General features: G+C 56.3%; 17 protein-coding genes, 2 pseudogenes and 1 riboswitch. Of the genes and pseudogenes, 10 read left to right on the top strand and 9 right to left on the bottom strand.

Features of this window, described 5'->3' with window-relative positions:
• Positions 1-92: 92 nt before the first annotated feature.
• The 7 genes and pseudogenes from cobM to RC74_RS08205 form a co-directional block, all read right to left on the bottom strand.
• Positions 93-884, bottom strand: a complete 792-nt coding sequence (gene cobM, locus RC74_RS08235; protein WP_039001813.1) for a precorrin-4 C(11)-methyltransferase — start codon at positions 882-884, stop codon at positions 93-95.
• Position 885: 1 nt separating this feature from the next.
• Positions 886-2,723 (bottom strand): annotated as a pseudogene (gene cobJ / locus RC74_RS08230) (precorrin-3B C(17)-methyltransferase).
• Entirely contained in the window at positions 2,714-3,415 is a 702-nt protein-coding gene (gene cobI / locus RC74_RS08225) for a precorrin-2 C(20)-methyltransferase (protein WP_039001812.1), read from the bottom strand. Before cobI ends, cobJ begins: the two are co-directional and overlap by 10 nt.
• Positions 3,412-4,623, bottom strand: a complete 1,212-nt coding sequence (locus RC74_RS08220) for a bifunctional cobalt-precorrin-7 (C(5))-methyltransferase/cobalt-precorrin-6B (C(15))-methyltransferase (RefSeq protein ID WP_039001811.1) — start codon at positions 4,621-4,623, stop codon at positions 3,412-3,414. The genes cobI and RC74_RS08220 overlap by 4 nt, the downstream gene beginning before the upstream one ends.
• A complete protein-coding gene (locus RC74_RS08215) occupies positions 4,620-5,312 on the bottom strand; it encodes a precorrin-8X methylmutase (RefSeq protein ID WP_039001810.1) in 693 nt (230 codons plus the stop codon). The genes RC74_RS08220 and RC74_RS08215 overlap by 4 nt, the downstream gene beginning before the upstream one ends.
• Complete coding sequence (locus tag RC74_RS08210) at positions 5,309-6,367, bottom strand: sirohydrochlorin chelatase (protein WP_039001809.1); 1,059 nt, start codon at positions 6,365-6,367, stop codon at positions 5,309-5,311. The genes RC74_RS08215 and RC74_RS08210 overlap by 4 nt, the downstream gene beginning before the upstream one ends.
• A 12-nt stretch (positions 6,368-6,379) precedes the next feature.
• Positions 6,380-6,625: a DUF6732 family protein gene (locus RC74_RS08205; protein ID WP_039001808.1), complete on the bottom strand. Its 246-nt coding sequence runs from the start codon at positions 6,623-6,625 to the stop codon at positions 6,380-6,382.
• Between the two features lie 296 nt (positions 6,626-6,921).
• Here RC74_RS08205 and RC74_RS08200 point away from each other — a divergent pair, with 296 nt between their 5' ends.
• A complete protein-coding gene (locus RC74_RS08200; protein ID WP_039001807.1) occupies positions 6,922-7,902 on the top strand; it encodes a glutathione S-transferase family protein in 981 nt (326 codons plus the stop codon).
• A gap of 4 nt (positions 7,903-7,906) precedes the next feature.
• Here the strand turns inward: RC74_RS08200 and RC74_RS08195 are convergent, their stop codons facing one another.
• Positions 7,907-8,272: a response regulator gene (locus RC74_RS08195; protein ID WP_039001806.1), complete on the bottom strand. Its 366-nt coding sequence runs from the start codon at positions 8,270-8,272 to the stop codon at positions 7,907-7,909.
• A gap of 192 nt (positions 8,273-8,464) precedes the next feature.
• Here RC74_RS08195 and RC74_RS08190 point away from each other — a divergent pair, with 192 nt between their 5' ends.
• From RC74_RS08190 to RC74_RS08175, 4 genes are all read left to right on the top strand, one after another.
• The gene (locus RC74_RS08190) at positions 8,465-8,851 is read left to right on the top strand and encodes a DUF1636 family protein (RefSeq protein WP_039001805.1); all 387 of its coding nucleotides are present in this window, start codon (positions 8,465-8,467) and stop codon (positions 8,849-8,851) included.
• Complete coding sequence (locus RC74_RS08185) at positions 8,848-9,783, top strand: threonine-phosphate decarboxylase (protein WP_039001804.1); 936 nt, start codon at positions 8,848-8,850, stop codon at positions 9,781-9,783. The genes RC74_RS08190 and RC74_RS08185 overlap by 4 nt, the downstream gene beginning before the upstream one ends.
• A complete protein-coding gene (gene cbiB, locus RC74_RS08180) occupies positions 9,780-10,694 on the top strand; it encodes an adenosylcobinamide-phosphate synthase CbiB (RefSeq protein ID WP_039001803.1) in 915 nt (304 codons plus the stop codon). Before RC74_RS08185 ends, cbiB begins: the two co-directional genes overlap by 4 nt.
• Before the next feature lie 163 nt (positions 10,695-10,857).
• Positions 10,858-11,934 (top strand): lytic murein transglycosylase, encoded by a 1,077-nt coding sequence (locus tag RC74_RS08175; RefSeq protein ID WP_169798724.1) that lies wholly within the window; start codon positions 10,858-10,860, stop codon positions 11,932-11,934.
• 20 nt (positions 11,935-11,954) lie between these two features.
• Here the strand turns inward: RC74_RS08175 and smc are convergent, their stop codons facing one another.
• Positions 11,955-15,410 (bottom strand): chromosome segregation protein SMC, encoded by a 3,456-nt coding sequence (gene smc, locus RC74_RS08170; RefSeq protein WP_039001801.1) that lies wholly within the window; start codon positions 15,408-15,410, stop codon positions 11,955-11,957.
• A gap of 317 nt (positions 15,411-15,727) precedes the next feature.
• Positions 15,728-15,958: riboswitch (cobalamin riboswitch) on the top strand.
• A 34-nt stretch (positions 15,959-15,992) separates the two neighbouring features.
• On the opposite strand from smc, the gene RC74_RS08165 reads away from it, so the two are divergent.
• From RC74_RS08165 to cobN, 5 genes and pseudogenes are all read left to right on the top strand, one after another.
• Complete coding sequence (locus tag RC74_RS08165; protein ID WP_039001800.1) at positions 15,993-16,193, top strand: CbtB domain-containing protein; 201 nt, start codon at positions 15,993-15,995, stop codon at positions 16,191-16,193.
• A gap of 3 nt (positions 16,194-16,196) precedes the next feature.
• Complete coding sequence (locus RC74_RS08160; RefSeq protein ID WP_039001799.1) at positions 16,197-16,907, top strand: CbtA family protein; 711 nt, start codon at positions 16,197-16,199, stop codon at positions 16,905-16,907.
• Positions 16,908-16,967: 60 nt separating this feature from the next.
• Complete coding sequence (gene cobW / locus RC74_RS08155; protein ID WP_039001798.1) at positions 16,968-18,032, top strand: cobalamin biosynthesis protein CobW; 1,065 nt, start codon at positions 16,968-16,970, stop codon at positions 18,030-18,032.
• Positions 18,029-18,481 carry a GNAT family N-acetyltransferase gene (locus RC74_RS08150; RefSeq protein ID WP_039001797.1) on the top strand — a complete coding sequence of 151 codons (453 nt, stop codon included), beginning with the start codon at positions 18,029-18,031 and terminating at the stop codon, positions 18,479-18,481. Before cobW ends, RC74_RS08150 begins: the two co-directional genes overlap by 4 nt.
• Positions 18,481-22,178, top strand: a pseudogene (gene cobN, locus RC74_RS08145) (cobaltochelatase subunit CobN). The gene RC74_RS08150 and the pseudogene cobN overlap by 1 nt, the downstream one beginning before the upstream one ends.
• Positions 22,179-22,237 lie beyond the last annotated feature (59 nt).

The following is a 22,237-nucleotide window of genomic DNA, read 5'->3' as shown; positions in this document are numbered from 1 at the left end:
GAGAATCAAATTACGACACAGCGCCGCTTCCGTTAAGAATGCCACAGAGGACGTGTAGGTCAAGTTAACCTTAACCCTCAAAACTGTTTCCCCTAGGTGTTGATGTCTTCGACCAAATCAACACCAGTTACAGGGCGCAGCACATGCGGCATGGTGGGATCATAAAGGGCGGAATCCTTAAAGTCGCGCACTTCTCCAAGGGCTGGACCAACGAGAATAAGGGCGGTTCGCGTAATTTTCGCAGCACGGACCTTCTTGCGAATATCCGCCAGAGTTCCGCGCAACATCATCTCGTCAGGCCAGCCAACACGATAAGCCACCACCACAGGACAGTCTTTGCCGTAATGCGGCACCAAAACTCGTTCGATTTCCCGCATATTACGGACCGCCAAATGGATCGCCAAAGTGGCCCCCGTACGGGCAAAATTATCAAGGGTTTCGCCCACAGGCATAGAGGTCGACTGCATCGACATCCGTGTCAAAACAATAGATTGCGCGATTTCAGGAATGGTTAACTCTTGACCAAGCGCAGCGGCGGCCGCGGCATAGGCTGGCACTCCCGGAATGATTTGATAGTCAATCCCGTCGGCCTTAAGGCGCCGTATTTGCTCGGCAATCGCCCCGTAAAGCGAGGGGTCGCCAGAATGGACACGGGCGACGTTTTCGCCGCGTTTGTGCGCCGCCAAGATTTCGGCATGGGTGTCGTCCAAAGTCATTGGAGCCGTGTCCAAAACGCGTGCGCCTTCTGGGGCACATTCAACAACCTGTGGCGGCACCAGCGAACCCGCATACAGGCACACCGGACATTCGCCAATCACACGCGCGGCTTTTAGGGTCAAAAGTTCCGGGTCGCCGGGGCCTGCCCCGATAAAAAAGACAGTCATATCACACTACTTTCTGGGCTAGATCGCCGTCAATTTTGCGGGCATAGCCACGGGGGGTATACATGCGGGGGCCTTCGCCAAGTTGGGCGAGTTTTGAGTTGCTAGAGCCCACCAAAACCACGGTCAACATATCCACTTCGTCCACTTCCAAATCCGCGAGTCGTCTGTAGCGCACGTTTTCTTCGGGGCGACCAAGTGAGCTGGCGAGCATTACGGGCGTGTCTGCGGGGCGATGTTTGAGCAGGATATCGCGGGCTTCGGCCAACAGGGTACGCCGACGCATCGAGACTGGATTGTAAAACGCGATGACAAAATCACCCTCGGCTGCGGCATGAAGCCGTTTCACGATATCTTCGCGGGGGTCAGCAAATCGGAAAGGGAGATAGCGCAGAAGTCATGGCCAAGGGGCGCGCCAGCACGTGCGGCGGCACCTTGAAGCGCCGAAACGCCCGGAGTTGAAACAACATCGACGCGATGGGCCGCATCACTGACGCCCATCTCATTGGAGCCGCGATCCAAGAGTTCAAACACCAAGGCGCCCATGGCGTAAATTCCTGCGTCGCCGGAACAAATCAGCGCAACATTCTTGCCCAAAGCAGCCTGCTCAAGCGCGAAACGACAGCGATCTTCTTCGCCGCCAAGCGGGAAATCCGACCGTGTTTTGCCATAGGCAAGCGGCCCGAGCAGGTCGATATAAAGGCCGTAGCCAACGAGTTCTTCGGCTTCGGCAACGAGGCGACTGGCCTCAGGGGTGCGCCAACTATGCTGTCCGGGTCCGATCCCGATAATCGACAGGCGACCACGGGAACGGCCAGCGAACTCAACAATCGGATCCTCAGAGCGCGCCAAGGCGCATGTCGCATTCGCCGTTTTTTGTTTCGCTACGATCAGCTCACTTGTGGCTCCAGCCGCGGCCAATGCAGCCCCCTCGCATACGCCATGACAGCCAACTTCGGCAAAGACCACGTCGGAGGGATTTTCGAGCCGTGGGCTTTGGGCTTCAAGCTCGGAAGCCGTGAACAATCGTAACGGCACACCGAGGCGCGCCGCGACAACGTTCATCGCGGGTTCATCTCCCTTGAGGTCGATGGAATTCACACAGGCAATCGCCCCTTGCGCAATCCCTTCGCGCGTCAGGGTTTCTGTCACCAACGCCCACATTTCCTCTGGATCGGCGTTTCGCGCACATCCAAGGCCCAGCGCAAAACGTTGTGGATGGTAAACCAGCTTGGTTTCATTTCCGTCAACCGGAGCTTCGGTCACGTAAAGCTGAACCGCGCCGTCAACGTCATTCTCAAGGTCGAAGATCGCTTCGCCCTGACGCGAGGCCGTGGCGCCATTCAAAAGCGCCGCCATAACGGATTTCGCGTCTTGCGGATTGGCCAAACGATAGCCCGCGGGCGGCGCATCAAGGGCGACTCCCATGGCCACATCGCCGGCGGTTGTGATCGCGGCATGGCTGTTAAGAGCCGTTGCAATTTGTTGCGTCAACCGATTGGCCCCGCGATGTCCACCCAACAAAGGCACGACAACGCTGCCATCATCCGCGACCGAAATAACGGGTGGCTCGGTTGTTTTATCGGCCAGTAATGGCGCCACCGCGCGGATTAAAATACCGCTCGCACAAACGCCGACAACTGGGGTGCCACTGGCGAAAAGCGTGCGCACATGTTCCAGCGCATCGGCGAAAAAGGCATCGGCCTTGGTGACACGATCCGCGCGGCCATGTACCGCCGCGCCAAGGATTTCAGCCACACGATGCGCCGTTGCTTCGCCAGATTTAGAGAGGCAAACCACAACAGGGTTCGGGGTGGATTTGGGGGAAGTCGTTAGAGCCATGGATCAGCTCCCTTCGTCAGCAAAATCATTGAAAAATAGGGTGCGTTTTCGGGCGCATCCTTGAGCGGAACGACCACTTCTTGAGGAAGGCTCGCCCGCTCGATATAGGTGGCTTGGGCAAGCAGGCCCAAATCGGAGATCACATTGCGAATTTTCGCAAGGTGCCGTCCGACTTTCATAATTGCGACGCTTTCCGCGCCTTCAATTCGCAGGCGCAACTCGGCCTCGGGCAGAGGGCCGGGCAAAATCGTAACCCGTTCATTACGCGCCGCCAAAGGCATTCTTGCCCGCGCCGCACAGGCCGTCACACTGGTCACACCCGGCACGACTTCACATTCGAAACGATTAGAAAGACGAGCGAAAAGATACATGAAAGAGCCATAGAAAAACGGGTCTCCTTCGCATAAAACCACGACGTCTCGCCCTTGCTCAAGCTGTGCGGCAATTTTGGCCGCCCCCGCATCATAAGCAGCTTGGGCAGGGCCGCGCTCAACTGTCATCGGAACATCCATGACTATTTCGTGCGCAGTTGCAGGAATGTGTTCAGCCGCGATGGAACGCGCGAAACTCGCTCCCCCCGCAAGCGCAGGATAGGCCACGACCTCTGCTGCTGCGATAAGTTTTACCGAGCGCAATGTCATCAGATCTGGGTCGCCTGGACCAAGCCCCACACCGTAAAGTTTTCCGGTCATCGTTTGACCAAACTCAGCTGTGTCACGGGCATCAGTGGCTTCCAGCCCGTATGCCCCGAGTTTTGGCCGCCAAGCGTCTGAACGCGGTGCACCGAAAGCTTTACCAACTGCCCGCCAAATTCCTTGTAGAGCGCCACGAGAATGGCCTCGCTCTCAAGCGTCACCGCATTGGCAACCAACCGCCCCAATGGACGCAACGCGCTCCACGCAACATCAAAGGTTTCGCGGCTCAAACCACCGCCGATAAACACTGCATCTGGGGCGGGGAGGCCCACGAGTGCTTGGGGTACACGCCCGTCCACCAATTCCAGTTTTGGCACGCCCAGCGCCAGCGCATTTGCCGCCGCCATCGCGCGTCGATCCGCCCGTGGCTCAATCCCGATAGCCCGCGCATACCGCGCCGACCGCATCCACTCAACGGCTACGGAACCACAGCCAGTTCCCACATCCCACAACAACGCCCCGCGCATTGGCATCAGTTTGGATAATGTCGCCGCACGCACTTCTTGCTTGGTCATGGTGCCGTCGTGCTCAAACAAATCATCCGCAAGACCGGGAACGCGCGGAAGAAGGGCCGCATTGGGCGCCGCCACACATTCAACTGCCAATGTGTTAAAAGGCGGAACCTCATGGTCCCAACTCTCGGCAATCCCTTCGAACCGTTGCTCGTTTTCGCCGCCCATCGCTGCCAAAACAACCATGCGGCTACGTCCAAAACCACGCGCCGTTAGGAACCGCGCGATTTGTGCGGGAGTTTCCGCGCCCGTCGTCAGGATCAACAAGCGTTGATCGGGCTGAATAAACGCAATCATCTGCTCGACGGGGCGACCATGCACCGTAAGCGTCTCTAAATCGGCCATGCTCCAGCCCATCCGCGCCGCCGCCAGTTGAAACGCGCCGACTTGCGGGTGATAGGTAATTTCGGTGGGATCGATTGAGCGCCCAATTCGCGCGCCAACGGAATACCAAAGCGGATCGCCCGTCGCCAAAACGACAACACGCTGCCCCTTGTGGGCCTTTAAAACGCCGATCAACGCGTCAAACGGCGAGGGCCAAGCCACACGTTTTGCCGATCCAACATTTGCCAAAGCTTGATGCCGATCGCCGCCGACGATGACTTGAGCCGCCTCAACAACCGCGCGTGTGGCAGGGGTAAGCCCGTCCAATCCGTCTTCGCCAATTCCGACGATATGAAGCCAAGCACTCATGTTGCAACCTCCGGTAATCCCGCGGCAAGCGCATTCACCGCTGCCGAGGCAATGGCCGACCCGCCACGACGTCCGCGCAGCGCGATAAATTCACATCCACGTGGGCGCGCAGCGAGTTCCGCCTTACTTTCAGCGGCCCCCACAAATCCCACGGGAAATCCAAGGATAACAGCGGGTTTTGGCGCGCCTTGATCTATCAACTCAAGCAAATGGAAAAGGGCTGTTGGCGCGTTGCCAATCGCGACCACAGCGCCGTCTAGGTGTTCTAACCAAAGCTCAACTGCCGCAGCAGACCGTGTGTTTTGGATGGCCTGCGCACGATCAGGAACCTCTGCATTGTTCAGCGTCACAATCACCTCATTACCAGCAGGTAAATACCGGCGAATGATCCCCGCCCCGACCATCTCACAATCGCACAGAATGGGCGCGCCCGCTCTCAAAGCGGCCTGCCCCGCCGCATAAGCATTGGGCGAAAACGCGAGGCGATCCGCAACCTCGATCATACCACAGGCATGAATAACGCGGGTCGCAAGGGCCGTCATGCCTGCGTCAAAGCGCTCCAAACGGGCCTCCTTGGCGACGGTTGCAAAACTCTGCGCATAGATTTCGGCGGGCGCGCGCTCATACCAGAGCGCAGGCCGAGCAGAGTGGCCCGCTAGCGGGCTCGAGGTTCGGTCTTCCCCGCTCATTTCTTGCGGGCGCTTTCTGGTCCGTGGGGATGTTTGGGGTGCGGGTATTCCGCGTGAACATGCTCGTGGTCGTGAGTATGATCATGCGAATGGGCCAACATTTCCAACCGACATTCCCCCGTACAGAAGTCAGCGCACAGCGTACAATCCTCGACATTACTGCCTGGCGCATTGGCCCCTTGTCCCTCAACGTGGTGATGGTGGCTTTCCTGAACCGCGCCTACCTCGGCTTCAAAACCCAAGACTTGCGTGCGGTATTTGCACGTTCCACACGTCGGCGGAACGATCTCTCCGAGCTGTTCGGTCACGCGCTCCGCAAAGGTTTCCAACACTTTGGCATGGTCATTCAAATACCCAGCTTTCACAAACTCGATATCAGGATGCGCGGCGGCAACTTGGTCCGTAAAGCCGTAAATACGGTCGATCAAAATACCGGTAAACAAGAAATATGGAAACACGATAACCCGCTTGTACCCAAGCTTCGCCACATGCGTCAGGCAGGGTTCCACTAGCGGGAATGTCACGCCGGAATAGCCAACTTCGCACCAGCCAAACCCCATGCCTTCCCACAACATCCGTGCGATTTTGCTCACATTTCCGTTGGCATCAGGGTCGGACGCGCCGCGCCCGATCACAACCAGACAGGTCTCCTCCAACGGCACCGCGCCCAGTTCCGAATTTGCCCGATCTACCGCTTCCTGAATACGCTCGCCTGCCGCCGCGATCATCTTGGGATCAACGCCAAGTTCGCGGCCATAGGATATTTCAACGCCGTGTTTTGCGGCATAAGTATTCAGCACGGTCGGAATGTCATTCTTGGCGTGCATCGCAGCAAAAAGCATTCCCGGAACCGCAACGATCCGGTCACACCCGCCAGCCCGCAAACGATCAAGACCATCGCGGATTACAGGGTTTGCGAACTCAAGATATCCGTAGTCCACCATCCAATCTGACGGCAACAACGCAGGAAGCTTCTCGGCCAGAACCGCAAACTGGTCCACGGCGGCTTGGCTGCGCGACCCATGGCCGCAAATCATCACACCTACTTTTGACATATCGGAATTCCTTCAAGCTTCTTGGGGTTCGGCTTCGGAAATCTCTTCTTCCGCTTCGGCTTCGGCTTCTTCTGCCTCAGGTTTTTTCCGACCCTTCGCCACCCAAAGACCAATCGCAATCGCCCCGCCCAATGCTATCGCCGCGCCCCAATGGGTATGCCCTGCTGCCTCAATCAAATGTCCTGGATGCGCCATTACGGGCAAACCAGTCACAACCAAGACGGCCGAAAGGGAAACTATTGAAGTACGCGATGTCATGTCCATTCTCCTTGTTTGGGCAGAGGGGAAGGACCGCAGAAACTGCGCTTAACGATGTTGCTTTGGTTCCCCTATCTGGGTCAAACCGCGACAACCAACCTCTCTGGCCCTGTGGGCTTCGTTACGGGCAACGTATGCCCTCGCCTTGCTCGGTGCAATCAGATTCTAACATGACACCGGAGTGTTTTGCGTCTGGCGCCTTTGTGCGCACTCGCACCCTCCCTGCGCCCCTATGTGGGTTTAATCCCCATGCTACAAAAACTAAGTTACAAGAGACATATTTATAGGAGCATCGCGTGGGACAACTTGTAGGCGGAAAATGGCACCGCGAATGGTACGATACGAAATCCACAGGCGGCGCCTTTAAGCGCTCCACTGCCGGTTTTCGCAATTGGATTACGCCCGATGGTGCCGCAGGGCCCAGTGGCGATGGCGGCTTTCCTGCGGAAAGTGGGCGCTACCATCTTTATGTGTCCTATGCCTGCCCATGGGCCCATCGCACTCTTATTTTCCGTGCCCTCAAGGGACTAGAGGATCACATCTCCTTAAGCGCTGTGCACCCTGATATGCTGACCGAAGGATGGACCTTTGAGAAGGACGACTTTGGCGCGACCGGCGACACGCTCTATAACCTGCCCTTCGCACGCGATATTTATACCAAAGCGCAAGCCGACGTGTCGGGCCGCGTGACAGTGCCTATCCTCTGGGACAAACAGCGCGAAACCATTGTAAGCAATGAAAGCAGCGAAATCATCCGCATGTTCAATTCCGCCTTCGACGGGATCACAGGAAACACGCTGGATTTCTGGCCGCAAGAAATGCGCGACGACATCGAAGAAATTAACGCGCGAGTTTATTCCAACGTGAATAACGGCGTCTATAAAGCTGGTTTTGCAACCTCCCAAGCGGCTTATGACGCGCCTGTCGCAGCGCTTTTCGACACGCTAGATTGGCTCGAAGACCGCCTCTCAACACGCCGCTATTTGATGGGGGATCGCCTCACCGAAGCGGACTGGCGGTTGGCAACAACGCTGTTCCGCTTTGACTCAGTTTATCACCTACATTTCAAATGTAACCGTAAACGCCTGATCGATTATCCCAACCTTTGGGCCTATACGCGTGAACTCTATCAAGTGCCTGGTGTTGCAGAAACAACCAACATGGATCACATCGTGCGCCACTACCATTATAGCCACGAAACGATCAACCCGAACCGGATTATCCCGATCAATCCGATCCTTGATTTTAACCAAAAACACGGACGCGACGGGCTTTAATCCGTTAGGATCGGTCTCCCGCATAATGGGCCACAATCGCCGCCAAATCGTTTGGCGGCGTTTGCTCGCGCACATAGGCGCAGGCGTTTGGGGCCAAAGCAAAAATAGAACCATCCGAGAAAAAGCTCGTGTCTGTTACGAAAATCACCTTCGCATCGGGGCGTTTGTAACTTGCATAATCCGCGACAGCAAATGCGCTTTCACCCTTTAAAACAAGGTTGAGAACAATCGCGTTGAAGTTTTCTTCTTCTAGGGATTTTACGGCACCACTTTGCCCTGAAACAAGAACGACTTCAAAATCAAGTCGTTCCAAATGGTCCCGCCAAATGCGCCCAAGGTTTGGATTACCCTCAACGATTAAAATACGCATACAACCTCCAATCAGTGGATTGCACTGCTCAACTGCTAAATTCATTATTACCCACCAGACATCCCACCGTTAACTATTTTCCGCCCGAAAGACTAACAACAGGTTAATATCTTGCCTCGAAATGTTAACTTACATCTACGGGTTGAAATTCCGGCAAGAATCCGATTGAGGTACACGCAAAAGGGGTATGAGATGACGACATTCATTACAATTTGCGACACCTGTAAGCGCGAAGGTTGGGCAGAAACCGGTGCAGACGTCACCGACGGCGCCGCTTTGGCTGAATTAATCGAATCGGTCGCAGCCGAGCAGGTACAAACACGGCGTGTAAGCTGCTTGATGGGCTGCACCCACGGTTGTAATATCGCGATCCAAGCGGAAGGAAAGTTGGCCTATACGCTCGGGAAATTTGAAGCCACCCTAGATGCCGCCGAAGCCATCGTGGAATACGCGGCCCTGCATCAAGCGAGCGAAACGGGACAGATTCCCTATCGCACATGGCCCGCGGGTGTGAAGGGGCACTTTATTACGCGCCATCCTCCGTTACCGTCCCTCAAACCCTCTAATTCTGACGCATGAAAACGCAGCGGGACCACGGCGGCGGAATTGATGCTGCAATGGAACAGTTCGGCGGTACGCGGGGCGATTGGCTCGACCTGTCCACCGGCATAAACCCCGTGCCCTATCCCTTGCCGTCGTTCCCCGCCAACGCATGGACTTCCCTCCCTGATCACAGCGCTTTTGCGGCGCTAGAGAAGGCCGCCCGCGCCTTTTGGAATGTTCCCGAGTCTGCCGCCGTTCTTGCCGCCCCCGGAGCCAGCGCCCTGATCGCGCGCATCCCGCATTTGTCGGTTAAAAAAGGCGCGGTTCGTATCATCCAGAAAACGTATAACGAACACGCCGCCGCTTTTCGCACTGCAGGGTGGAACATCGAGGAGGACGGCATCGACGCCTCGGTCACGGTGCACCCCAATAACCCCACAGGTGCCTTCACCGCCTCCCTGCCTCACACGCCCCTCACCATCATTGACGAAAGCTTTTGCGATGTTGCGCCCGCTCAAAGTCATATCGCAAAAGCATGCGAACCTGGAACACTCATCCTCAAGAGTTTCGGCAAGTTCTGGGGACTTGCTGGGCTGCGTCTTGGGTTTGTTATTGGCGATCCGAGCCTCATAGATGAGCTTCGCGAAACCCTCGGGCCTTGGCAGATTTCCGGTCCCGCAATCACCACAGGAATTGCCGCGCTCGCGGATTTTGACTGGGCAGAAAAAACCCGCTCTCGACTTGCACAAGATGCCGGTCGTATGAACGCTCTTTTGCAAACTGCGGGTGCCGATCCCGTCGCAGGTACCACGCTTTTTCAACTTTATCATGTTGACGATGCACAAAAGTGGTTCGAGAAGCTTGCCCGCAATCACGTTCTCTCGCGGATTTTTCCGTATTCAAACCATTGGCTGCGTCTTGGAATGCCTGCGCCCAACCAATGGGACCAACTCGAAAGTGCCCTATGAGCCTCCCGTTAATCCTCCTTTTAGCCCTCCTCTTGGATGCTATATTTGGCGAGCCTCTACTGTTATGGGACCGGATCACGCACCCCGCCGTCCTGTTTGGAAAGCTGATCGGATTTGCGGATAAACGCGCAAATCATGGCGAAAATAGAAAACTAAAAGGCGCAGTTGTTTTTGGCGGGCTTTGCCTTGGTGCTATCGCTGCTGGCCTCGTACTTTCGGCCCTTCCGTTTGGCTGGCTGATTGAACTCCTCTGTGCCGCGATCCTCATAGCGCAGAAAAGCCTGACCGAGCATGTGTCCGCCGTTGCCAACGCACTTCGTCTGTCGAACGTGAACGCGCGGGTTTCTGTGGCGCGGATCGTTGGCCGAGACACCACCGATATGGACGACTCCCAAATCAGCCGCGCCGCGATCGAGAGCGCCGCGGAAAACCTCTCAGACGGTGTGATTGCCCCAGTTTTCTGGTTCCTCCTCTTCGGCCTGCCTGGTATATTTCTGTATAAAATTACGAATACCGCCGACAGTATGATCGGTTATCGTACCCCGCGTCACGCGGATTTTGGTTGGGCGGCAGCGCGGTTTGACGACCTGCTCAACTACCTCCCCGCACGGATAACCGCGCTCCTCATCCTCGTCGTTTGCGGCAACATGCATGCGTTGAAAGCGGTGCGAATTGATGCGCCGAAACATCGTTCACCCAATGCAGGCTGGCCCGAAGCCGCCATGGCACAATGCCTCAATATCGCGCTCTCTGGCCCAAGAAGTTACGACGGGGAATTGCGCGATTTCCCCTATGTAAATCCCACTGGAAACCACTCAATTGGACCTGACGAAATCGACGCAACCGTTCGCGTCCTTTGGAAAACTTGGGGCGCGACAATCGGTCTATGCGCTGTCCTCGCCCTGTTTTGAACCTTGCCTGAATCCAAAGGCCTGTTAGGCTGCCGAAAATTTCATACTCGGAGTACCTAATGTTTTTTCGCGCCCCACTTGCTGCCTTCTGCATGAGCCTGTTGTCCACAACCGCAATGGCTCAAAACCAGTGCGGGGGGATTTCGGACAATTTGTTGCCAACATGAAACAAGAAGCCACCGCACGCGGCTACTCGAAATCAACGGTCGACGCGTTTTTCGCAAGCGTAAAACAAGATCCGCGCACCCTAAAGGCCGACCGTTCGCAAGGTATTTTCAAGAAAGACTTCAACGAATTCGCACGCGCCGTCATTAGCAAAAATCGTATGGATCATGGCCGTAACAACGAGAAAAAATACGATGCAATCTTTGACCAAATGGAACAGCAATACGGCGTTTCACGAGGCGTTTTGCTGGCATTCTGGGCGTTGGAAACCGATTACGGCGCGGTACAAGGCGACTTTAACACCCTCAACTCCCTCGTCACGCTCTCGCATGATTGTCGCCGTCCGAACCTGTTTCGCCCTCAGGTTTTTGCCGCAATCGAACTCTTTGAACGCGGCAATTTTAGCCCCACGAATACAACCGGTGCATGGGCCGGAGAAGTCGGCATGGTGCAAATGCTCCCCGAAGACATCATCCGCAATGGTGTAGACGGCGACGGCGATGGAAAGGTATCGCTCAAAACCTCCCCGCCGGATGCGCTTCTGTCGGGCGCGAAAATGCTCAAAGGCCTAGGCTGGAATGCCGGACAACCTTGGTTGGAAGAGATCGTCGTGCCCAGCAATCTTGACTGGAGCAAGACTGGCCTAGATAAATCCTACAAAGTCTCCGATTGGAAGCGCATGGGCGTCAAAGGGAGAAGTACAAACATTGGCCCAGATAATTTACAGGCCTCGATACTTTTACCGATGGGTCGCAATGGCCCCGCCTTTTTAGCTTACCCCAATTTTCACGTGTACTTCGAGTGGAACAAGAGTTTCGTTTATGTCACGACCGCCGCCTATTTCGCCACGCGTCTTGAAGGTGCCCCCGTTTTCAACTTGGGGTCCCCGGATCCTTCGCTGTCGGATGCACAAATGAAATCGCTCCAGAAAAAGCTTTCGGCAAGGGGGCACGATGTGGGTAAAATTGACGGCATCCTTGGGGCAAAAACGCGCGCAGGGGTTCAGCTAGAACAGCAGCGCCTTGGATTGCCCGCCGATGCTTGGCCCACAAATGACTTGGTGAACAAGCTTTAAGAAAACGGTTGAGGGCTGGTTTAAGCGACCAGCGCCTCAGCCTTTTTAAGGTCCACGGAAACCAGCTGGCTTACGCCCTGTTCGGCCATTGTCACACCGAACAGTCGATCCATGCGCGCCATCGTGACCGCATGGTGGGTAATGATCAAAAACCGTGTTTCGGTTCGGCGCGTCATCTCGTCCAACAAGTCGCAGAACCGCGTCACATTGGCATCATCAAGCGGCGCGTCGACCTCATCAAGAACGCAAATCGGCGCTGGATTAGCAAGAAATACCGCAAAGATAAGTGCCATGGCCGTGAGGGTCTGCTCGCCCCCAGACAGGAGGCTCATCGTGCTAAGTTTTTTACCAGGAGGTTGGCACATAATCTCAAGGCCCGCTTCAAGTGGGTCGTCAGATTCAACCAATACAAGGTTCGCTTCGCCGCCGCCAAACAGATGTTTAAACAATAGGGTAAAGTTGCTGTTCACTTGCTCAAACGCGGTCAAAAGCCGCTCACGACCCTCTTTGTTCAAGCTGGCAATTCCGGTACGAAGCTTCTTGATGGCTTCATCCAAATCGGCTTTCTCGCTTGCCAGATGGTCGTGCTCTTCCTGAACGCCCCGCGCGTCCTCCTCGGCCCGAAGGTTCACCGCCCCCAGAGCATCACGTTGACGTTTTAGACGGTTCACATCCGCCTCCACGGCCTCGGAATCTGGCATATTTTCGGGCAGAACGCCCAGCGTCTCAAGCAAGTTCTCAGGCGTAGTTTCCATAGCTTCGGCAATGCGCTCTGCGGCATGAATCACGGTCTCGCGCGTGGCATCAGCCCGCGCGTCGGCCCGCGCCCGCACTTCTCGCGCTTCGCCTGCCGCCCGCTCCGCGTCACGTTCCGCAAGAAGCGCCTCTCGCAATGCTGTCTCGGCCTCTGCAAGCTTGTCAGACGCACCGCGACACCGCACTTCGGCCGTGGCGATAGCTTCGGCTAAAGCCATCCGTTTCGCGGCGATTTCGTCTGGCGCGGTCTGTGCTTCCTGAAGTTCAGCCTCATTTTCAAGCCGCCGTTCTTCCAATTCTCCAATGCGTTTTTCCGCATTCTCCAAACGAAGCCGCCACCCACTGATTTCCTTGAGAACCTCTTGGCGGCGCTTGGTGCGTGCATCGCCTTCGCGGCGCACCTCGTCAAAGGCCGACCGTTTTGACATCATCGTCATCCGTGCCGCCTCTACCGTCATTTTCACGTCTTCGACTTCCTCACGCGCTTGATCCAAATCATCCAAATCCGCAAGGATCGCCGCCGCGTCATTCACCCGATTGCGTGCCTCCAGCGCTTCTTCTTCGTGGCGCGCGACCGCAAGCCGCAGACTCTCAAGCTTGCCTTCTGCGATATTGCGATCGGCTTCGGCCCGCGAAAGAGCGCGGCCCGCGTCCGTAAGGGCACGGTCTGCATCGCGGCGTGCGTTGCGGGCTTCTTGGTCCTCGCGGGTTAGACGCTGAAGGTCCGACGACAAGACGTCATGCGCACGGCTCGCGCCATCCGCCCGCGCACTCACTTCCTCCAAATCTCGCTTCAATTCCACCAAACGATTGAGTTGTTGGAGGCGCAAGGCGGCGGCACTTGGGGCGTCCTCTGCGCCCGCGCGGAACCCATCCCAGCGCCACAAATCGCCTTCTATACTGACCAACCGCTGCCCGGGTTTCAAATCTTTTTGCAGGCGCGCCCCGTCGCCGCCCTCCACAAGACCGACTTGCCCCATACGGCGAAGTAAAACGCTTGGCGAGGTCACAAAATGCGTCAAAACTTGCACGCCAGAGGGCAAAGATTGTGGTGCGGGATAATCTGGTAAAGTCACCCAGCCAGAAGGCATCTCATTCTGTACTTCGGGAGCGCGCAAATCGTCGGCAAGCGCCGCACCAAGCGCTTTTTCATAGCCAGACTTAACCTGTAGCGAGTCCAAAACTTGCCCGCCCTCTGCGGTGTCACGTTCGACCAATCGCGCCAACGCCCCAACCTCGGCTCGCAGCGCGTTTGCCTCGCCTTCGGCTTCGCTGCGCTCGGCGCGGGCATCTGCTTCACGGGCCTGCGCATCGGCGCGCGCGTTATCCGCCATAATGAGGGCCTCTTCGGCTGCTTCCGTGGCCTTCGCTGCCAAATTTTGCGCGTCCTCTGCGGCGTCAAAATCTAGCGAGGATTTTGACAATGCGGCTTGGGAATGCGCCGAAGCTTCCCGCGCACGGACAGCATCTCCTTCGTTTCGATCCAGTGTTTTTTGGTGGTCCTCGACAAGTCTCCGCGCCGATTGATGCCGTGCTGCAAGGCGCGCAACGTCTTCGGTGAGTTGCCCGATGGCGGCTTCTCGATCTTGGAGGATACTCGCCGCATCCTGTGCGGCTTCATTGCTGATTTCAAGGCGCTCTTGATAGCCTTCAGCCGCCTTCGCTAGTTGCGCTTGCTCCCATTCAAGACCGGAAATCGTCTCGCCTGCGTCCTTGTTAAGCTCCTGTTCCCGCGCCTTATCTTTGGCCAATTGCACAATCCGTGCGGTGAGCGTTTTGATTGTATCAAGCGCGCGGTCCTCTTGCTCGGACAGGGTATCTCGCTGATTTTCCAAACGCGTCAATACGGCAGCAGCAATAGTTTCTTCTTCGCGCAAAGGTGGCAGGGTTTCTTCGTTTTTTGCGCGGGCTTTGGTGGCCGAACGTGCCGCCCCTTCGCTCGCCCCAGCAAGGCGCGTGAGTTCGGTCAGTTCCGCTTGCGCCGCCGCACGCAATTCATCCGCTTCTTTCCAACGGCGATACAGTAAAAGCCCCTCGGACTTGCGCAATTCCTCGCCAATGGTGCGGTATCTCTGGGCCTGTCTTGCTTGGCGTTCGAGTTGCGCAAGTTGCGCGGCCAAGGCCTCAATAACATCTTCGATCCGCGAGAGATTGGTTTCGGTCCCTTTGAGCTTCAGCTCCGCCTCGTGGCGGCGTTGATATAGCCCCGAAATGCCCGCAGCCTCTTCCAAAATTCGGCGACGATCTTTGGGTTTCGCGTTGATCAATTCGCTGATCTGCCCCTGACGTACAAGCGCTGGCGAATGGGACCCCGTCGAGGCATCAGCAAACAGCATTTGGATGTCTCGCGCGCGGGCATCCTTGGAATTTGCCTTGAACGCAGACCCCGCATCGCGGGTAATGCGCCGCACCACCTCGAGTGAATCCTGATCGTTAAAACCAGCGGGGGCGAGGCGATCGCTGTTGTCGATCGTGATCGCGACTTCGGCAAAATTGCGCGCGGGTCGCGTTGCGGTTCCCGCAAAAATCACGTCTTCCATGCCGCCACCGCGCATCGCCTTCGGGCGGGTTTCCCCCATCACCCAGCGCAACGCCTCAAGCAAATTCGATTTTCCACAGCCATTTGGGCCGACAACGCCCGTAAGACCATGCGCAATCACAAGATCGGTGGGATCGACAAAGCTCTTGAAGCCATTAAGACGGAGCCTAGAAAACTGCAAAAAATTGTCCCTGTTTGATTCCTTTGCAACAGGGTTTCGGAGACAGCCCTATTAAGTCAACGAAAAACACCACAAATGGCGTATTTTGGAGAGTTATCCACAAGATATTGCGCATTTTCTACCCTGTAATCGCCCTGAAGGTGCGGTGGCATGCTAATTGTATGGGTATCGACGGCGAATCTGTTTTGCTGGCAAGCTTGAGGAGTGTGTTCTCACTTCAATTGCGGGCACCCAACGAATAATGGCTGGTTTGCGCCCAAAATCCCAAAAAATTCAGAGGCCGGCAGGATTCTACTTGACCCACCCCCCGTATCCCCCTCAGAAAGAAACGGCATGGTATCCCCATTCATGCCGCCAAGCGGCAGGGGATAAATGGGAATGCGGTGAGGGTGACCCAATCAGGGGCCTGATGCCGCAGCCGCCCCCGCGACTGTAAGCGGTGAGTGGATGTCGAATACCACTGGAGCGTTGGGAAACCAACAATCTGGGAAGGTGACATTGCACTTTGACCCGCGAGCCAGGAGACCAGCCTTGCAGCAACGTAACCGAACCGTCGGGTGTGACGGAAAAAGGAATGATAGAATGAACGAACAAAACAAAACACGCACTGATGCAAAAGTTCTCGCGGCTCCTATTACCCAAGTCCAAACTGGTGTTCTGCCAATTTTTGCAGCGGCTCTCGCAGGCGTATTGCTAATTTCTCTCGCTGGTTTTGCACAGGCTTCTGTGTTGCATGACTCGGCTCACGACACGCGCCACGCCATCGCGTTCCCCTGCCACTAACCAATGTTTAAACAGATTTTTACCAGCGCGTTGTTCGCTGGTATTGCTGCAGGGCTGCTTTCGGCTCTGCTGCAATTTTGGCTTGTCACCCCCGTACTTCTTGAGGGTGAGGAATATGAAACTGGTGCGAAAAACCATTTCGCAGGCGTTTTGATTGTGGAGGGCGAAGACCCTGCTCCTGCTGAAGTGGAAGTGGAAATACCGCCAACTACCAGCGAACTCATTGCGCGGCACGGCATGACCGTGGCGATGAACATCATTGTGTTCACGGGCTTTGCGCTCATTCTTGTCGCAGGTATCGCGACAGCGACGTCCTCTGGGCATGAGGTCACGGCCAAATCGGGGATAGTTTGGGGATTGGCAGGCTTTATTGCCGTTCAACTCGCCCCCGCTGCGGGACTATTCCCTGAATTGCCGGGCACCCCCGCAGAGGACATATTTTTGCGGCAAATGTGGTGGATCACAGCCGTCGTCGCAACCCTCGTAGGTCTAGCCCTTATTGCCTTTGGGAACCGCGCGTATTGGATGGTATTAGGCGCGGTCTTCATCGCCGCACCCCATATCATCGGCGCGCCTCACCTTGAGTTCTATGCGGGCGTCGCCCCGCCTGAACTCTCGGCGCTATTCGTCAGTCGCACCCTTGCGGTTGCCTGCGCGAGTTGGGCGATCATGGGAGGTGTCGCTGGCGCGGTCTGGCATCGTCAAACGGTATAAACAACCTGCGCAGGGGCGTGTTCCTTGCGCAGCTTTCCAAATTTGAAAGTGAGGCCATCCATGGCACAAAAAATTCCCGCTACGATCGTCACTGGCTTCCTTGGCTCGGGCAAAACTACCCTTATTCGCCACATTTTGCAAAACGCGAATGGCAAACGGATCGCGTTGATCATCAACGAATTCGGTGATCTGGGCGTGGACGGCGATATCCTCAAAGGCTGTGGCGAAGAGACCTGTACCGAAGACGACATCATGGAGCTGTCTAACGGTTGTATCTGCTGCACGGTCGCAGAGGATTTTGTACCCACGATGGAAAAACTCCTCGCGCGGGAAAATGCGCCTGATCACATCGTGATCGAAACCTCCGGTCTTGCGCTGCCTCAACCCCTCGTGCGGGCGTTCAATTGGCCCGCGATTGCCACCAAAGTAACGGTCGATGGCGTCGTCACCGTTGTTGATGGTCGTGCCGTTGTGGACGGGCAATTTGCCCACAACATTGCCGCCGTAGATGCGCAACGCAAACAGGATGAAAATCTGGATCACGAAACACCGCTTTCGGAATTGTTCGAAGATCAAATCGCCTGTGCCGACATGATTGTCGTCAACAAGGCCGACCTTTTGAGCGCCGAAGAAATCGATGCTTTGGTTGGCAAACTGCGCAGCGAAAGCCGTGACGGTGTTCAAGTTGTAAAATCCACGTTGGGCGCACTTCCCGTTGATGTTTTGCTCGGGCAAGGCGTTGGAGCCGAGGCCGATCTTTCTGCACGCCACGAAATCCACCACCATCATCACCACCACGATGAGGATGACGACGATCACCATGATGAGCACACGCACGGCCACGACGAATTCGAAAGCTTCATCGTCACCCTTAATGAGATCACCGATCATGCGGGTTTTGCACAGAAGGTCTCTGACGTCATTCGCACCCACAATATTCTGCGCCTAAAAGGCTTCGTTGCGGTTCAGGGCAAGCCCATGCGCCTGACGCTGCAAGCGGTTGGCCCTCGTGTTGATACCTATTTCGATCAACCCTTTGGTGAACAAAAACGCGAAACCAAACTTGTGGTCATTGGCGAAGCAGGCCTAGATCAGGACGCGATCCGCGCGGCCTTAAGCGCGTGAAAATCTCCGTCGGAATAGGCGACCCAAAAGACCCGCGCACCGTAGCACTCCTTACGGCGCATCACAGTCTGATGCAGTCGCTCTTTCCGGCGGAATCAAACCACTTTTTGTCGGTGGATGCGCTTAGCGTTCCCGAGATAACCTTTCTGGTCGCAAGCGAAGGGGCGCAACATTTGGGATGTGGCGCCTTGGCGAACAAGGGCAGCTACGGCGAGATAAAATCGATGTTCGTCTCGGAAGCGGCAAGGGGCAAAGGTGTCGCGAACCTGATCTTGACGGAGCTAATTTCCAACGCACGCGCGTCCGGCCTCTCAAAGCTGTACCTCGAAACCGGTGACAGCCTGCGCGCCGCGCACGCGCTCTACGAAAAACACGGTTTTACGTTTTGCGGCCCCTTTGGCGACTATCCCGATGACCCCCTAAGCTATTTCATGGAGCTGACCCTTTAATGCATCTTTTGGCCGCCACTCCCGGAAATGTCGACGACGGAACTGAGCCCGTTGATCTGGGGCAAACACCCGGTGATATTCTGTTCATCTCGGCGGCGGACACAGAGCTAGCAGCCCTTTCAGAAGCGCGGCGGGAAATGCAGAATCCGCCAAGTTTGCGCCTTGCGAGTCTGATGCATCTGCAACACCCGATGTCGGTGGACCTCCATATCGACGCCTGTGCGCGTAAGTGTAAATTGGTGATCGCGCGGGTTTTGGGCGGAGCGGGCTATTGGAAATACGGACTTGTGCAATACGCCGCACATTTACACGCGGCAGGAGTGGCATTCGTCGCCCTTCCCGGAGACGACAAACCCGATGACGAATTGCGGGACCTCTCGACCGTTTCTCGTGACGATTACAATGCGCTTTGGGCCTACCTCGTGGAAGGCGGCCCCGAAAACGCGACACATTTCTTGGACTATGCGCAGGCAATGCTCTCCGACGCCCCCCGCCCAGAAGCCGCGCGGCCCTTATTGCGGGCGGGCGTTTATTGGCCTGGGGCTGGAATCTCTGATCTGTCCACGGCGCAAGCGGCATGGACAGCAAACGCGCCCGTTGTCCCGCTGGTGTTTTACCGTGCTTTGGTTCAAGGCGCGGGCCTAAATCCTGTAAATCGGCTGGTGAAATCCCTTCTGCGCCAAGGGTTAAACCCACTGCCGATCTTCGTGGCCTCCCTCAAAGACCCAGTTTCCGTGGAAACCCTTGAGTATTTATTCACCCAAGCGACGCCAAGTGTTATTTTGAACGCGACCTCCTTTGCCACGGGATCGCCACAAGAAGGAGAGCATTCCAACGGGGCATCGAACCCCCTTGTAATGCCTGCTGCAAATGCGTCGCCCGTTTTCCAAGTGGTGTTCTCAGCCAGCTCAGAAGCGGCTTGGAGTGAGGGAATGTTTGGTCTCGCCGCACGCGATATCGCGATGAATGTCGCGCTTCCCGAAGTGGATGGGCGCATTTTGAGCCGCGCTGTCAGCTTCAAAGGCGAGGCGTTTTTTGACGAGGACACCGAATGCGCCATCGCGGGATATCGCGCACAGGGCGACCGCGTGGAATTTGTGGCGAAACTTGCGGCTAATTGGGCACGGTTGCGCAATGCGCCTGTCGAAAAACGCAGGGTAGCTTTGGTTTTGGCGAATTATCCGAACAAGGACGGACGCCTTGCCAATGGCGTGGGTTTGGATGCCCCAGCTGCAACCTGCGGCACTCTCGCCTCCCTGAATGATGCTGGATATACGGTGCGTAATGCGCCTCAAAACAGCGACGCATTGATGCAATCGATCCTCGCGGGACCCACGAATTGGCTAACGGATCGCACCCGACGAGACGGTGGTGTCCGCCTTGCCCTTTCCGATTATCGCACGCTCTATGACGAACTTCCCTATGACATGCGCCGCCAGATTGAAGACCGTTGGGGCGCTCCCGAAACGGACCCTTTCTTTGAGGGCGGAAGCTTTGCCCTTTCGGTTTTGGAGTATGGCAATGTTGTCGTGGGCATTCAGCCTGCGCGGGGTATAATATTGACCCAAAAGAGACCTACCATTCGCCCGACTTGGTACCGCCCCACAATTATTTTGCGTTCTACTTTTGGCTACGTGAAACCTTTGGGGCCCATGCGATTGTTCACATGGGCAAGCACGGAAATATGGAGTGGCTTCCCGGAAAGGCCGTTGCCCTTTCTCAGGAATGCTACCCCGAGGCTGTGTTTGGCCCAATGCCGCATATTTACCCGTTTATCGTCAATGATCCGGGCGAAGGCACGCAAGCAAAACGCCGTGCGCAGGCCGTCATTATTGACCACCTAACACCGCCGCTTACCCGCGCCGAAAGCTATGGGCCAATGCGTGATCTGGAGGGGCTTGTTGACGAATACTATGAGGCGGCGGGGGTTGATCCTCGGCGGATTGAATATCTCAGACGGGAAATTTTGAGCCTGACTAGCAGCACTGGATTGGGCGAAGACGCAGGGCTTACTGGAACTGACGAAGACGGCGATTTGGCCAAGCTTGACGCCTATTTATGCGATCTAAAGGAAGCGCAAATTCGCGATGGGCTGCACGTTTTTGGCGAGAGTCCGATTGGGCGCCTTGAGAGGGATCTAGTGCAGGCACTTGTTCGGGTGCCGCGCGGCGATGGTCGAGGAGGGAATGCGTCTCTGATCCGCGCTCTTGCTGTGGATTTTGGATTTGAATTCGATCCCTTGGATTGTGATATGGCGGCGCCCCATGCTGTAGAGAAACCCAGCGAACTCGCGGAGATCACAACGGATACTTGGCGAAGCCTTGGAGATACTGTCGAGCGGTTGGAGTTATTCGCGAGCGCGATTTTAGATGGAAAAGACGCTCCCGGCCCACAGTCGGAAGCAGTTTTGCAGGAAGTTAGAACGAGCGTACGTCCAAAAGTTGCGGCCTGTGGCCCAGCGGAAATGACGGGTCTCCTCACCGCCCTTACAGGGCAATTCGTTGACCCGGCGCCATCCGGCGCTCCCACACGCGGACGGCTTGATACCCTTCCAACCGGACGAAATTTCTATAGCGTCGATGGACGTGCCGTCCCTACGCCGACGGCTTGGGCCTTGGGGTGGAAATCCGCGAACCTATTGATTGAGCGCCACCTACAAGACCACGGAGACTGGCCACAAACCATGCTTTTGACCGCGTGGGGGACCGCAAATATGCGCACGGGTGGGGACGATATTGCCCAAGCCTTGGCGCTCATGGGGGTCAAGCCGACGTGGGACGCGGCAAATCGGCGTGTAACAGGATTTGAGGTCCTTCCACAGGGGGTTTTGGGGCGGCCCCGCGTGGATGTCACCCTCCGAGTGTCGGGGTTTTTCCGCGACGCGTTTCCACAACTTATTGCGCTCATAGACAGTGCCGCGCGCGCGGTTATGGCCCTTGACGAACCGGCAGCAATCAACCCTGCACGGGCGCGCATGTTGACAGAAGGGCTTGAGAATTCACACCGCGTATTCGGCTCAAAACCGGGGGCCTATGGCGCAGGCCTTCAGGCGATGATTGATGAGCAACTCTGGGCAAATAAATCCGATCTCGCGGAGGCCTACCTTGAATGGGGCAGCTATGCCTATGGCAAAGGGGCCGAGGGAACGCGCGCACGAGCGCAATTTGAAACCCGCCTCTCGCAGACCGAAGCCATCGTTCAAAATCAAGACAACCGTGAGCACGACCTACTCGATAGCGACGATTATTATCAATTCGAGGGAGGGGCTGCGGCGGCCGTGCATACCCTTCAAGGCGTTGATCGGCCGATCTATCATAACGATCACTCGCGGCCGGAACGCCCCGTTATTCGCCGCTTGGAAGACGAAATCGGGCGCGTCGTCCGCAGCCGTGTTGTTAATCCGAAATGGATTAGTGGCGTGATGCGTCACGGGTATAAAGGCGCCTTCGAGATGGCCGCGACCGTGGACTATATGTTTGCCTTTGCCGCGACAACGGGTGCCGTAAAAAGCCACCATTTTGATGCCGTCCATCAAGCGTTTTTAGAGGATGAAAACGTGCGTGCGTTCATAGCCGAGCATAATGCGCCTGCGTTGATAGAGATCGCCCAACGCCTGGATGAGGCGATTGAACGTGGGCTTTGGACTCCGCGCTCCAACTCTGCGCGCGCGTTATTGGACAATCTTAAATCGGGCTAACAATCAATCCGCGCGGCAACGAGCGCGGGGTCGCCCTTCACCGTCGTTTGGTCGACAAC

This window comes from Falsihalocynthiibacter arcticus, assembly GCF_000812665.2.
GTDB classification, from domain to species: domain Bacteria; phylum Pseudomonadota; class Alphaproteobacteria; order Rhodobacterales; family Rhodobacteraceae; genus Falsihalocynthiibacter; species Falsihalocynthiibacter arcticus.
The sequence above is the reverse complement of the archived record's forward strand: the minus strand, read 5'-3'. Positions and strand labels throughout refer to the sequence as shown.

Excerpts from the sequence above, each read along its gene's own strand:
- RC74_RS08175 (WP_169798724.1), top strand. The coding sequence starts at position 10,858 with ATGAAACAAGAAGCCACCGCACGCGGCTACTCGAAATCAACGGTCGAC.
- RC74_RS08195 (WP_039001806.1), bottom strand. The coding sequence starts at position 8,272 with ATGCGTATTTTAATCGTTGAGGGTAATCCAAACCTTGGGCGCATTTGG.
- cobW (WP_039001798.1), top strand. The coding sequence starts at position 16,968 with ATGGCACAAAAAATTCCCGCTACGATCGTCACTGGCTTCCTTGGCTCG.
- cobM (WP_039001813.1), bottom strand. The coding sequence starts at position 884 with ATGACTGTCTTTTTTATCGGGGCAGGCCCCGGCGACCCGGAACTTTTG.
- RC74_RS08190 (WP_039001805.1), top strand. The coding sequence starts at position 8,465 with ATGACGACATTCATTACAATTTGCGACACCTGTAAGCGCGAAGGTTGG.
- RC74_RS08220 (WP_039001811.1), bottom strand. The coding sequence starts at position 4,623 with ATGAGTGCTTGGCTTCATATCGTCGGAATTGGCGAAGACGGATTGGAC.
- RC74_RS08185 (WP_039001804.1), top strand. The coding sequence starts at position 8,848 with ATGAAAACGCAGCGGGACCACGGCGGCGGAATTGATGCTGCAATGGAA.
- RC74_RS08165 (WP_039001800.1), top strand. The coding sequence starts at position 15,993 with ATGAACGAACAAAACAAAACACGCACTGATGCAAAAGTTCTCGCGGCT.
- cbiB (WP_039001803.1), top strand. The coding sequence starts at position 9,780 with ATGAGCCTCCCGTTAATCCTCCTTTTAGCCCTCCTCTTGGATGCTATA.
- cobI (WP_039001812.1), bottom strand. The coding sequence starts at position 3,415 with ATGACCGGAAAACTTTACGGTGTGGGGCTTGGTCCAGGCGACCCAGAT.
- RC74_RS08205 (WP_039001808.1), bottom strand. The coding sequence starts at position 6,625 with ATGACATCGCGTACTTCAATAGTTTCCCTTTCGGCCGTCTTGGTTGTG.
- RC74_RS08215 (WP_039001810.1), bottom strand. The coding sequence starts at position 5,312 with ATGAGCGGGGAAGACCGAACCTCGAGCCCGCTAGCGGGCCACTCTGCT.
- RC74_RS08210 (WP_039001809.1), bottom strand. The coding sequence starts at position 6,367 with ATGTCAAAAGTAGGTGTGATGATTTGCGGCCATGGGTCGCGCAGCCAA.
- RC74_RS08160 (WP_039001799.1), top strand. The coding sequence starts at position 16,197 with ATGTTTAAACAGATTTTTACCAGCGCGTTGTTCGCTGGTATTGCTGCA.